Consider the following 11,675-nt stretch of genomic DNA (forward strand, 5'->3'; position numbering starts at 1 on the left):
AGGAACAGTCCCATCGCCGCGATCTCGTGCGGCTGGCCGGCGCGCTTGAGCGGATTGAGCTGGCCGATCTTGTCGGAAGTGCCGCGCTCCTTGGCGCGCTCGAACACCGGCTTGGTCATGCCGGTCTCGATCAGCCCCGGGCAGACGGCGTTGATGCGCACGCCGGTGCCGGACAGCGAATAGGCAGTGGTCTGCACCAGGCTGATGACGCCGGCCTTGCTCGCTGCATAGGGATGACCGCTGGCACCGGCCTTGAGGCCTGCGACGGATGCGGTGCAGACGATTGCGCCGCCGTTCTGCCGGATCATGTGCGGCATGGCGTATTTGACCGCGAGGAACGGGCCGATCAGGTTGACGCGCAGCACTTCCTGCCAGTGTTCGACGGTCTGTTCGGCCAGCGGCACCAGACCGCCCGACACGCCGGCATTGGCCCAGATCACGTCGAGCCGGCCGTAGGTTGCGACCGCCCGGTCGATGAAACCGGTGACGTCCTTCTCGGAGCCGGCGTCCGCCATGATCGCTTCGCCGATGCCGCCGTTCTGCTTGACCTGTTCGACGGTTTCCTTGACGCCCTCGGTGCGGTCGACCGCGATCAGCTTCGCGCCTTCCTTGCTGAACAGCAGCGAGGCTGCGCGCCCGATGCCGCTGCCTGCGCCGGTGATGATGACGGATTTACCCTGGAGGCGGCCCATGCGTTCCTTCCTTTCTTAAACTCCGCGCGACGCTTGCCGCGCTGCGGAATTTCAAACAAGATTTGAAACACCGAAGTCACTTGAGACGATGTATGCACTGACGTACAGCGACCGCAAACAGGATGGAAGGGTGTTCGATGTCCGGTCCGGACAAGCCAAAGGTGGTGACGACTCGGTGGTGGTGGGTCCGTCATGCGCCGGTGCGCAACGATGGCGGCAACATCTATGGCCAGAAGGACATTGCCTGCGATACCAGGGACCGCGAGGTGTTCGAGGCGGTCTCAAAGATACTGCCGCGCGAAGCGGTGTGGTATGCGAGCAGCCTGACGCGGACGCACCAGACGGCGGAAGCGATCTGGGCCACCGGCTTTCCGAAGCCGGCAAGCCTGACCAGGGAACCCGACTTCGCCGAGCAAAATCTCGGTCAATGGCAGGGCATGAACCGCGCCGCGTTCCTCGCCGGCCGCCCGCTCGGCAGCCACTGGTTTGCCGACATCAACGAGGCGGCGCCGGGCGGCGAGAGTTACATGGACCTCTACAACCGGGTGTGCCGCGCGATCGAGCGGATCAACGTCGAAGCCGCCGGCAAGGACGTCATTGCAGTCGGTCATGGCGGTACGATCAAGGCGGCCGTCGGCCTTGCGCTCGGCGGACAGCCGGAGAGGGGCCTTGCCTTCGACATCGACAATTGCTCGGTGACCCGGCTCGACCATTTCGCAGCCCCGGGGCACGTCAGCTGGCGATTGCCGATGGTGAATCAGCAGCCGTGGATCGCGGACGCCCGGCATGAGGCGATGCACCAGCCCGCGGGACCGGAAGTGGAAACCACCAAGCTCGCCTGAGCCACGAAAATTCGATGGAAACCTGACGGCCGATCGGCCGCATGATTTGGGAGGAAGACATGACCTTGTTCGATCTGACCGGGAAAGTGGCCGTCGTCACCGGCTCATCGCGCGGCATCGGGAGGGCGATTGCCGAGCGCATGGCCGAGCATGGCGCCAAGGTCGTGATCTCTTCGCGCAAGAAGCAGGCCTGCGACGAGGTCGCCAAGGCCATCAACGACAAGGCCGGCAAGCAGGTGGCGCTGGCGGTCGCGGCCAACATCTCGACTAAGGACGATCTGAAGAACCTCGTCGAGGAGACCAACCGCACCTTCGGCAGGATCGACGCGCTGGTCTGCAACGCCGCGTCCAATCCCTATTACGGGCCGCTGGCGGACATTTCAGACGATCAGTTCCGCAAGATCCTGGACAACAACATTGTCGCCAACAACTGGCTGATCTCGATGGTGGTGCCGCAGATGATCGAGCGCAAGGACGGCACCATCACCATTATCTCTTCCATCGGCGGCCTGCACGGATCCACGGTGATTGGCGCCTATTGCATTTCCAAGGCGGCCGACATGCAGCTCGCGCGCAATCTCGCCTGCGAATACGGCCCGCACAATGTGCGCGTGAACTGCATCGCGCCGGGCCTGATCAAGACCGACTTCGCCAAGGCGCTGTGGGACAACCCGGAGACGCTCAAGACATCGACCGCGCGCTCGCCCTTGAAGCGGATCGGCGAGCCCGACGAGATCGCCGGTGCCGCCGTGTTCCTGGCCTCGAAGGCCGGCTCGTTCACCACCGGCCAGACCCTGGTCATCGACGGCGGCTCCACGATCAGCTGAGGCGCCGCGCTGTGTGACCTCATCCTGGAGTGCGCTGTTTCTCCTCATCCTGAGGAGCTTGCGAAGCAAGCGTCTCGAAGGATGAAGGCCCGGATCGGCCTCATGGTTCGAGACGGCGCTACGCGACTCCTCACCATGAGGGTTGAAAAGCGTTTCGCGGAGGCCGTGGTGCTTGAGCCGAGACCGTGCCGGACACTGGATGCCCCGCATTCGCAGGGCATGACCGGGAAGGATGGGTGCCGCGCCGCTCAGTCCACCGCCGCATAGACCAGGTTGCGCACGAGCTCACGGACGTATTCGCGTTGCCCCGGTCCCTGGGACATGAACACGGCGAACAGGTCCTCCTTCGGGTCGATCCAGAAGAAGGTGCCGGCGATGCCGCTCCAGAAGTACTGGCCGACCGAGCCGCCGGTCGGCGCCAGCCCCTCATGGGTGCGCACGGCAAAGCCGAGACCGAAGCCGTGCCCGGCCGGGAGCAGCGTGCCGTTGATCCTGACGCCGGCGGCAAGGTGGTCGGCGGCCATCAGTTCCAGCGACTTGCGGCCGATGATCCGCGCGCCGTCGAGTTCGCCGCCATTGCGCAGCATCTGACAGAAGCGCGCATAGTCCATGGTGGTGGAGACAAGGCCGCCGCCGGCGGACTCCATCACCGGCTTCTCCAGCATGTTGAAGAGCTGCACCTTGTCGCCGCTCCAGGGATCGGTCGGGAAGGGCTCGGCGAGCCGGCCGGCATTGTGCTCGGCGGTGTGGAAGGCGGTGTCGGTCATCTGCAGGGGGATGAGGATCCGCTCGGTGAGGAATGCGGAGAGCGGCTTGCCGCTCACGACTTCGACGACGCGGCCGAGGATGTCGGTGGAGCGGCTGTAGTTCCATTCATCGCCCGGGTGGCACATCAAGGGCATGCCGGCGATCAGCGCGGCGTGCTCGGCATTGCTGATCTTGCGGCTGCGTACGCGCGACTGCTGGTAGAGCTGTTGCACGAGGCCGTTGCCGGTGTGCTCGTAGGCGATGCCGGAGGTGTGGCGGAGCAGATCCTGGACCGTCATCGGCCGCCTCGGCGGAACGAGTTCGAGCTTGCCATTGTTCTCGACGCCGACCTGCTGATTGGCAAATTCGGGGATGAACTTCGCGACCGGGTCGCTGAGAAGGAGCCGGCCCTCTTCCAGCAGCATCATGATTCCGATGGAGACGATCGGCTTGGTCATGGAGAAGATGCGGAAGATCGAATTGTGCGCCATCGGCACCCCGGAAGACGGGTTCTGCCGTCCCATTGCCTCGAACCAGCCGACCTGTCCGCGCCGCGCCACCAGGACGGTGACGCCGGGGACGGTTCCCTTGTCGATCTCGCGCTTGAAGGCGTCCGACATCCGCTGCAGGCCGGCCGGCGACAGGCCGATCGCTTCGGGGCGGCTTTCGGGGAGGGGTGGGGTTTGCGGGGTGGCAGCCGATTTGGGTGCGGCCTGGGCGTTCATGGTCTCTCCCATTGCTTTTGTTGTTGAAGTTGAACTGTGGCGCAGAACTTGCGGCCTGAACAGGGACGATAGTGCGCTTCTGACTTGCCTTCCGGCCGCCCCCTGTGCTTTTAACGGCGCGGACCGGCGGCAACGCTTCGGTCCCGTAGGAGTGTAGCTCAATTGGTAGAGCACCGGTCTCCAAAACCGGGGGTCGCAGGTTCGAGCCCTGCCACTCCTGCCAGCGAGGCGAGCGTTCCCCTTATTTCACCGATTTGGTCGATCTCCGGCCGGCCCGGGCCCTGCGGACCGATTGGTCGGCTTGTGGGTCGCGCGCGAGCCGGCCCGAATTGAGGCGGTCGACAGCGAGCGCGGCGGTCGTCGTGGCTGTGCGGATGTTCAGGCCCGGCGACAGCCCGGACGCATCGGCGCTGGAGCTAGCGAGCGATCCGACGACAGCGATCAGCGCAAGACTGGGATACTGCAACGCCACGATGGTCCCCTCCGCATCAACGTCCCCCTTGGTGGAGGCCAGCGCATCGACGGTTCGATCACGGGCGCCACTCGAAACGGGCCTGAGCCCTAAATGTCACAGCGGTGCGGCTTCATGCCCGCCGAATGGACGGTCGGCCGGACTTGCCTGCGCCTTGACCTTTGGCGGCTTCGGCAGTACATAGCCGGCACCTGCAGCCGGCCCGTCTCGACGGATTTCCGGCGCGGCTTTTAAATCCCCGAACAATCGAGCCCGGTAACCGGCTCTTCCTTCAAGCAGAGGGTTGGGCGAAAGACGGCTGTTCGGTCCCTTAAAACTCTTTTCGTCTCACGACGGCTTCGGACCTCAACGATGGCGATAAGCCCGTTCAAATTCTTGCAGGAAGTGCGCTCGGAGACCGCCAAGGTCACCTGGCCGACCCGCCGCGAGACGACCATCACCACGATCATGGTGTTCGTGATGGTCGCGCTGGCGTCAGTCTTCTTCTTCGCGGCCGACCAGCTGATCAGCTTTTTCATCACCCTCGTTCTGGGCATCCACTGATGGCTACCGCCGCAACTCAATCCTTGGACAAGCGCTGGTATATCGTCCACGCCTATTCGAACTTCGAGAAGAAGGTCGCGGAATCGATCCGCGAGCAGGCGAAGCAGCGTGGGCTTGAGGAACTGTTCGAGCAGGTGCTGGTGCCGACCGAAAAGGTCACCGAAGTTCGCCGCGGCCGCAAGGTCGATTCCGAGCGCAAGTTCTTCCCGGGCTACGTTCTGGTGAAGATGAAGCTGACCGACGAGGCATTTCATCTGATCAAGAACACGCCCAAGGTGACCGGCTTCCTCGGCGCGGAAAACAAGCCGATGCCGATCTCGGAGGCCGAGGCCATGCGGATCCTGCACCAGGTGCAGGAGGGCGTGGAGCGGCCGAAGGCGTCGGTCTCGTTCGAGATCGGCGAGAACGTGCGCGTCGCCGACGGGCCGTTCGCCTCCTTCTCCGGCGTGGTCGAGGAAATCGACGAGGCGCGCTCGCGCTTGAAGGTCGCGGTGTCTATCTTCGGTCGCGCGACCCCCGTGGAACTGGAATTCGCTCAGGTCGAGAAGATCTGAGCGGAAACGCGAGGCTCGTTCTCGCGTCAGTAGAGGCCGTGGGAGGAGCGGGGCGATCGCCAGTCGCTACTGATCCCGACCACGGAACCTGAAACCGCCGGCGGCGAGCCGGCAGAACAGGAGTGATAGAATGGCAAAGAAAGTGACCGGATACCTGAAGCTTCAGGTGCCGGCCGGTGCGGCGAACCCTTCGCCCCCGATCGGTCCCGCGCTTGGTCAGCGCGGTCTGAACATCATGGAATTCTGCAAGGCGTTCAACGCCCAGACGCAGAAGGAAGAGAAGAACACCCCGATCCCGGTGGTTATCACCATTTACGCGGACCGTTCCTTCACCTTCGAGATGAGGACGCCGCCGATGTCCTACTTCCTCAAGCAGGCTGCCAAGATCCAGTCCGGTTCGAAGGCGCCGGGCCGCGACAAGGCCGGCAAGGTGACGACAGCGCAGGTGCGCGAGATCGCCGAGAAGAAGATGAAGGATCTCAATTGCGACACCGTCGAAGCGGCCATGAAGATGGTCGAGGGCTCGGCCCGTTCGATGGGTCTGGAAGTTGCGGGGTAACGGGCCATGGCAATCGGAAAGCGTTTGAAGAAGGCCCGCGAAGGCATTGACCGCGAGAAGCTCTATCCGCTCGCGGAAGCCATCAAGATGGTCAGGGAACGCGCCAAGTCGAAGTTCGACGAGACCATCGAGGTCGCGATCAATCTCGGCGTCGATCCGCGGCACGCCGACCAGATGGTGCGTGGCGTGGTCACCCTGCCGAACGGAACGGGCCGTACGCTCCGCGTCGGCGTGTTCGCGCGCGGCGCCAAGGCGGACGAGGCCAAGGCCGCGGGTGCTGACGTCGTCGGCGCCGAAGACCTGGTCGAGAAGGTGCAGGGCGGCACGATCGAGTTCGACCGCTGCATCGCCACCCCGGACATGATGCCGCTGGTCGGCCGCCTCGGTAAGGTGCTCGGCCCGCGCGGCCTGATGCCGAACCCGAAGATCGGCACCGTGACCATGGACGTCACCAACGCCGTGAAGGGCGCCAAGGGCGGTTCGGTCGAATTCCGCGTCGAGAAGGCCGGCATCGTGCAGGCGGGCGTCGGCAAGGCCTCGTTCTCCGAGGAAAAGCTGGTCGAAAACATCAAGGCGCTCGCGGATGCCGTGGCCAAGGCAAAGCCGGCCGGCTCCAAGGGGACCTACATCCAGCGCGTCGCGGTGTCCTCCACCATGGGACCGGGCGTGAAGGTCGAGCCGGGCTCGATCCACTGAGGCCGATATCCATATAGAGAGATCAAGCGAAGGGGCGGAATTGGGCAACCAATTCCGCCCCTTGCCGTTGGACGCCAAGCTCGCGGGAAACAGCAGCAATGCCAGACAAGGTCCTGATCTACTCGCGGTTTCCGAAATCGGTGATGGGGCGTTTTGCCGAGCGATTCGAACTCCTGGATGCAGCGGGCAAGTCGCCGCACGAGGTGTTCTCGGCTGAAGAATTGGCCGGCGTTCGGGCGCTGGTCACTGCCGGCGGAACGCCGCTGGACGGGGAGGCGATGGACCGGCTGCCCCTGCTCGGAGCGATTATCTGTTACGGCACCGGTTACGACGGCGTTGACCTCACCGCAGCGGCCCGGCGCGGCATTGCGATCGGCCACAGTCCCGGCGCCAACGCCTCGTCGGTTGCCGACATCGCCATGATCTTGATGCTGGCGGCGACGCGGAGGCTGCTGGCTGCGGACGGTTACGTGCGCAGCGGCGACTGGGCGGCGTCAAAGCCGTCGCCGATGATGCGCCCGCAGGCAGGCTTGCGCGGCCGGCGCATCGGCGTCTTCGGCATGGGCGAGATCGGCCGCAAGATCGCGGCCCGCGCGGCGGCTTTCGAGGCCGAAGTCGGCTATTTCAGCCGCAGCCGCCACGAGGTCCCACACCAGTATTTTCCAACGCTCGAGGCGCTGGCGGACTGGTGCAGCGTCCTGATGATTGCGGTACGCGCCAGCGCCGAAACCCACCACGTCGTCAGCGCCGACATCCTGAAGCGGCTCGGCGAAGATGGCTGTGTCGTCAACATCGCGCGCGGCTCGGTCATCGACCAAGCGGCGCTCGTGGCTGCGCTGACCGACAAGGCCATCGCGGGCGCAGGGCTGGACGTCTATGAAAGGGAACCGCATACGCCGGACGCGCTCACCGCGCTTCCCAACGTCGTGCTGACGCCGCACATCGGCGGCCACACCCTGGAAGCGCACGTTGCCATGCAGGATTGCGTGTTGGCCAACCTCACCGCGTTTTTCGCCGGCCAGCCCCTGCCGCACCAGGTGAAGGTAGGCTGAAACCGGCCAAGACGCTCATGGCGGGGTCGAACGGCCCCCGAACTGGTGTGAATTTTGCTCTTGGCAAGCGAGGCGAGAACCGGTAAACAACACCTCTCCGGACGTGCTGGCGATAGCTGGCACGTTCGTGTGCGCATTCCGAAAACCCGACACGATAGGAGATCATTCCTTTTGAGGATGTCCGAAGGGATTTGCTCAAAAGGAAGAAGAGCCCGTCGTTTCGTGGAAGGCGCGCAAAGGTCTTCCGGCGTGCCGGATGACCTTGTCCTGTCCAAGACTGCAGGCGCCCGAGAGAACTCAGGTTCTTCAACGGCTTAATCCCATAGCCTGCATAGACGGGTGAAGACCGGATTTCGCTTCGTGCCGCTTTGGGCGGCTCGAATTGGATTTGGTTCGGACCTCGACACCCCGCGTCGGAAGGCTCGGGAGGGCAGGCTACTAATCGTCGTCGTGCCCGGCGTGTCCTTGGGGCTTTCTGTCCAGAGGTCAGGTTTGGGTGGGACGATGGGTGCAACCCGGCGGTCCCGCTCTTCGCGAAGACCGCCAACCGGAGAGAGCTTGCTGTGGAACGAGCGGCAAAAAAAGAAGCGGTCGAACAGCTCAACCAGGTCTTCAAGACCACGAGCGTCGCGATCGTTGCTCAATATTCCGGCCTCACCGTGGCCCAGATGCAGACCCTGCGCAAGCAGATGAAGCAGGCGGGCGCATCCGTGAAGGTCTCGAAGAACCGTCTCGCCAAAATCGCTCTTGAAGGCACTGACGTCGCTGCCATCGGGCCCATGCTCAAGGGACCGACCGTGATCGCTACTTCGAACGATCCGGTGGCGGCGCCAAAGGTTGCCATCGACTTCGCCAAGGCGAACGAAAAGTTCGTCATCATCGGCGGCTCGATGGGCAAAACCGTCCTGAATGTCGATGGCGTGAAGGCGCTTGCCTCACTGCCGTCGCTTGACGAACTGCGCGGCAAGATTGTCGGCCTCATCGTGGCGCCGGCGACCAAGCTCGCCCAGCTCGCGAATGCGCCGGCGGCCAAGCTCGCGCGCGTCATTCAGGCCCATGCCTCAAAGGGCGAAGCGGCCTGACGCCCTTCGCAAAACTGAAACCCGAACCAAACCGTTTAAGGAAACAGATCAATGGCTGACTTGCAGAAAATCGTCGACGACCTCTCGAGCCTGACCGTGCTCGAAGCCGCCGAGCTCGCGAAGCTCCTCGAAGAGAAGTGGGGCGTTTCGGCCGCTGCCGCGGTCGCCGTGGCGGGACCTGCCGCTGCTGGCGCTGCCGCCGCTCCGGCTGAAGAGAAGACCGAGTTCACCGTCGTGCTGGCTTCCGCCGGCGACAAGAAGATCGAGGTCATCAAGGAAGTCCGCGCCATCACCGGCCTCGGCCTGAAGGAAGCCAAGGACCTCGTCGAAGGCGCGCCGAAGCCCGTGAAGGAAGGCGTGAGCAAGGACGAGGCCGAGAAGGTCAAGGCCCAGCTTGAGAAGGCTGGCGCCAAGGTGGAATTGAAGTAAGCGCAGCTTGCTTCAGTTCCATCCCCGGACCAGCGAGACGAAAGCCGAGCACGATCCGGGGATCTCGACCCGAACCTGGATGGCCGGGTCAATCCCGGCCATGACGAGTGGATGCAAGAGACGTGCGACGGGAGGGCCCGGAGCACGGCGAACACGAAAACGTGTGGGGATGCCTGGGGTTGCCCCTCGAATCTTCACTATGGTCATCCCATATCGGGATGTCAGCACGAAATGTCGGTTGGCGGGAACGGCGGTATTTCCCGTAGGCCGTTGGGAGAGCAGGCGATTTCGGGCTTTTGCAGTCCGTGAAGCTAGGGTTGTGACGGGCGGGCGCGCCGATGCGCCCCGCGCGTCGTTTTGCGTTTTGATGGTCGGAAGAACGAATTCAGGACTCAAAACCTGAAAATGGCCTTCTGACCCTCGAAATGGGTTCGAAATTCAACCCGGGGACGGCGGCAGCCGTGCTCCGGAAGGTCCGCCCGATCAAGGGCGACGAAACGAGAGGCCACGATGGCGCAGCAGACATTCACCGGTCGCAAACGCGTACGCACGTTCTTCGGACACATCAAGGAAGTTGCCGAGATGCCGAACCTCATCGAGGTTCAGAAGGCCTCCTATGACCAGTTCCTGATGGTCGAGGAACCCGCCGGCGGCCGGCCGGACGAAGGCTTGCAGGCGGTTTTCCGCTCGGTGTTCCCGATCTCGGATTTCTCCGGCACCTCGATGCTGGAGTTCGTCCGCTACGAATTCGAGCCGCCTAAATATGACGTCGACGAGTGCCGCCAGCGCGGCATGACCTTCGCCGCGCCGCTGAAGGTGACGCTGCGCCTGATCGTTTTCGATATCGACGAGGAGACCGGCGCCAAGTCGGTCAAGGACATCAAGGAGCAGGACGTCTACATGGGCGACATCCCGCTCATGACGATGAACGGCACCTTCATCGTCAACGGCACCGAGCGCGTCATCGTCTCGCAGATGCACCGTTCGCCGGGCGTGTTCTTCGACCACGACAAGGGCAAGACCCACTCCTCGGGCAAGCTCCTGTTCGCCGCCCGCGTCATTCCCTACCGCGGCTCCTGGCTCGACATCGAGTTCGACGCCAAGGACATCGTCTATGCGCGTATCGACCGTCGCCGCAAGATCCCGGTGACGTCGCTGATGTTCGCCCTCGGTCTCGACGGCGAATCCATCCTCAACACCTTCTACAAGAAGATCCTCTACAAGCGCACCAAGGAAGGCTGGCGCGTGCCGTTCGACGCCAACCGCTTCCGCGGCTACTCGACGGTCAACGACCTCATCGACGCCGATAGCGGCAAGGTCGTGCTCGAGGCCGGCAAGAAGCTCACGGTGCGTTCCGCCCGCCTGCTCCAGGAAAAGGGGCTCAAGGCGCTACGCATGGCGGACGAGGACCTGATCGGCAACTACGTTGCCGAGGACCTCGTCAACCCGAAGACCGGCGAGATCTATGCCGAAGCGGGTGAGGAGATCACCGACAAGCTGCTGAAGCTGCTTTCCGAGCAGGGCTACAAGGAGCTGCCGCTGCTCGACATCGACCACGTCAACGTGGGCGGTTACATCCGCAACACGCTCGCGGCCGACAAGAACATGACGCGCGAGGACGCGCTGTTCGACATCTACCGCGTCATGCGTCCGGGCGAGCCGCCGACGCTGGAGTCGGCGCAGGCGATGTTCCAGTCACTGTTCTTCGACTCCGAGCGCTACGACCTCTCCGCCGTTGGTCGCGTGAAGATGAACATGCGTCTCGACCTCGATGCCCCCGATACGCAGCGCACGCTGCGCAAGGAGGACATCCTGTCCGTCATCAGGACGCTGGTCGACCTGCGCGACGGCAAGGGCGAGATCGACGACATCGATCACCTCGGCAACCGCCGCGTTCGCTCTGTCGGTGAGCTGATGGAGAACCAGTACCGCATCGGCCTGCTTCGCATGGAGCGCGCGATCAAGGAGCGCATGTCCAGCGTCGACATCGACACGGTCATGCCGCAGGACCTGATCAACGCCAAGCCGGCTGCCGCCGCCGTGCGCGAGTTCTTCGGCTCATCGCAGCTGTCGCAGTTCATGGACCAGACCAATCCGCTGTCGGAGATCTCCCACAAGCGGCGCCTGTCCGCGCTCGGACCGGGCGGCCTGACCCGCGAGCGCGCCGGCTTCGAAGTGCGCGACGTGCACCCGACCCACTACGGCCGCATCTGCCCGATCGAGACGCCCGAAGGTCCGAACATCGGCCTGATCAACTCGCTCGCGACGTTCGCGCGCGTCAACAAGTACGGCTTCGTCGAGACGCCCTATCGCAAGGTGAAGGACGGCCGCGTCACCGACGAGGTGGTCTATCTCTCGGCCATGGAAGAGGGCCGCTACCGAGTCGCGCAGGCGAACGTGCCGCTCGACGCCAAGGGCCGCTTCACGGAAGACCTCGTGGTCTGCCGTCACGCCG

13 protein-coding genes and 1 tRNA gene are annotated in these 11,675 nt (G+C 63.9%); 11 read left to right on the top strand and 3 right to left on the bottom strand.

Features of this window, described 5'->3' with window-relative positions; translation table 11 throughout:
- The coding region (locus tag HY852_RS21490) for an SDR family NAD(P)-dependent oxidoreductase (protein ID WP_291606900.1) at positions 1 to 692 on the bottom strand (692 nt) is incomplete at its 3' end.
- Between the two features lie 137 nt (positions 693 to 829).
- Between HY852_RS21490 and HY852_RS21495 the strand changes: the two genes are divergently transcribed.
- Together HY852_RS21495 and HY852_RS21500 are read left to right on the top strand one after the other, a co-directional pair.
- Complete coding sequence (locus HY852_RS21495) at positions 830 to 1,534, top strand: histidine phosphatase family protein (RefSeq protein WP_291606901.1); 705 nt, start codon at positions 830 to 832, stop codon at positions 1,532 to 1,534.
- 59 nt (positions 1,535 to 1,593) lie between these two features.
- Positions 1,594 to 2,361 (top strand): SDR family NAD(P)-dependent oxidoreductase, encoded by a 768-nt coding sequence (locus tag HY852_RS21500; RefSeq protein WP_291606902.1) that lies wholly within the window; start codon positions 1,594 to 1,596, stop codon positions 2,359 to 2,361.
- 248 nt (positions 2,362 to 2,609) lie between these two features.
- Here HY852_RS21500 and HY852_RS21505 read toward each other — a convergent pair whose 3' ends face one another.
- Positions 2,610 to 3,833 carry a serine hydrolase gene (locus HY852_RS21505; protein WP_291606903.1) on the bottom strand — a complete coding sequence of 408 codons (1,224 nt, stop codon included), beginning with the start codon at positions 3,831 to 3,833 and terminating at the stop codon, positions 2,610 to 2,612.
- Between the two features lie 147 nt (positions 3,834 to 3,980).
- Here HY852_RS21505 and HY852_RS21510 point away from each other — a divergent pair.
- Positions 3,981 to 4,056, top strand: a tRNA-Trp gene (locus HY852_RS21510).
- A gap of 18 nt (positions 4,057 to 4,074) precedes the next feature.
- Here the strand turns inward: HY852_RS21510 and HY852_RS21515 are convergent.
- Positions 4,075 to 4,305: a hypothetical protein gene (locus tag HY852_RS21515; protein ID WP_291606904.1), complete on the bottom strand. Its 231-nt coding sequence runs from the start codon at positions 4,303 to 4,305 to the stop codon at positions 4,075 to 4,077.
- Between the two features lie 351 nt (positions 4,306 to 4,656).
- On the opposite strand from HY852_RS21515, the gene secE reads away from it, so the two are divergent.
- The 8 genes from secE to rpoB all read left to right on the top strand — a co-directional run.
- The gene (gene secE, locus HY852_RS21520; RefSeq protein ID WP_291606905.1) at positions 4,657 to 4,848 is read left to right on the top strand and encodes a preprotein translocase subunit SecE; all 192 of its coding nucleotides are present in this window, start codon (positions 4,657 to 4,659) and stop codon (positions 4,846 to 4,848) included.
- Between the two features lie 23 nt (positions 4,849 to 4,871).
- Positions 4,872 to 5,402: a transcription termination/antitermination protein NusG gene (gene nusG / locus HY852_RS21525; protein WP_291606912.1), complete on the top strand. Its 531-nt coding sequence runs from the start codon at positions 4,872 to 4,874 to the stop codon at positions 5,400 to 5,402.
- A gap of 130 nt (positions 5,403 to 5,532) precedes the next feature.
- Complete coding sequence (gene rplK / locus HY852_RS21530) at positions 5,533 to 5,961, top strand: 50S ribosomal protein L11 (RefSeq protein ID WP_291606906.1); 429 nt, start codon at positions 5,533 to 5,535, stop codon at positions 5,959 to 5,961.
- A gap of 6 nt (positions 5,962 to 5,967) precedes the next feature.
- Complete coding sequence (gene rplA / locus HY852_RS21535; protein ID WP_291606907.1) at positions 5,968 to 6,657, top strand: 50S ribosomal protein L1; 690 nt, start codon at positions 5,968 to 5,970, stop codon at positions 6,655 to 6,657.
- Between the two features lie 98 nt (positions 6,658 to 6,755).
- Positions 6,756 to 7,709, top strand: a complete 954-nt coding sequence (locus tag HY852_RS21540) for a 2-hydroxyacid dehydrogenase (RefSeq protein WP_291606908.1) — start codon at positions 6,756 to 6,758, stop codon at positions 7,707 to 7,709.
- Positions 7,710 to 8,272: 563 nt separating this feature from the next.
- On the top strand, positions 8,273 to 8,791 hold the full coding sequence (gene rplJ, locus HY852_RS21545) for a 50S ribosomal protein L10 (protein WP_291606909.1): 519 nt from the start codon (positions 8,273 to 8,275) through the stop codon (positions 8,789 to 8,791).
- Between the two features lie 51 nt (positions 8,792 to 8,842).
- On the top strand, positions 8,843 to 9,220 hold the full coding sequence (gene rplL / locus HY852_RS21550) for a 50S ribosomal protein L7/L12 (RefSeq protein ID WP_291606910.1): 378 nt from the start codon (positions 8,843 to 8,845) through the stop codon (positions 9,218 to 9,220).
- A 510-nt stretch (positions 9,221 to 9,730) separates the two neighbouring features.
- The coding region (gene rpoB, locus HY852_RS21555) for a DNA-directed RNA polymerase subunit beta (protein ID WP_291606911.1) at positions 9,731 to 11,675 on the top strand (1,945 nt) is incomplete at its 3' end.

The organism is Bradyrhizobium sp. (assembly GCF_016213215.1).
GTDB lineage: Bacteria > Pseudomonadota > Alphaproteobacteria > Rhizobiales > Xanthobacteraceae > Bradyrhizobium.

What these genes read in the sequence shown, in the direction of transcription:
- rplA (WP_291606907.1), top strand. Translation starts at nt 5,968, where the DNA reads ATGGCAATCGGAAAGCGTTTGAAGAAGGCCCGCGAAGGCATTGACCGC.
- HY852_RS21505 (WP_291606903.1), bottom strand. Translation starts at nt 3,833, where the DNA reads ATGAACGCCCAGGCCGCACCCAAATCGGCTGCCACCCCGCAAACCCCA.
- HY852_RS21540 (WP_291606908.1), top strand. Translation starts at nt 6,756, where the DNA reads ATGCCAGACAAGGTCCTGATCTACTCGCGGTTTCCGAAATCGGTGATG.
- rplL (WP_291606910.1), top strand. Translation starts at nt 8,843, where the DNA reads ATGGCTGACTTGCAGAAAATCGTCGACGACCTCTCGAGCCTGACCGTG.
- HY852_RS21500 (WP_291606902.1), top strand. Translation starts at nt 1,594, where the DNA reads ATGACCTTGTTCGATCTGACCGGGAAAGTGGCCGTCGTCACCGGCTCA.
- secE (WP_291606905.1), top strand. Translation starts at nt 4,657, where the DNA reads ATGGCGATAAGCCCGTTCAAATTCTTGCAGGAAGTGCGCTCGGAGACC.
- rplK (WP_291606906.1), top strand. Translation starts at nt 5,533, where the DNA reads ATGGCAAAGAAAGTGACCGGATACCTGAAGCTTCAGGTGCCGGCCGGT.
- HY852_RS21495 (WP_291606901.1), top strand. Translation starts at nt 830, where the DNA reads ATGTCCGGTCCGGACAAGCCAAAGGTGGTGACGACTCGGTGGTGGTGG.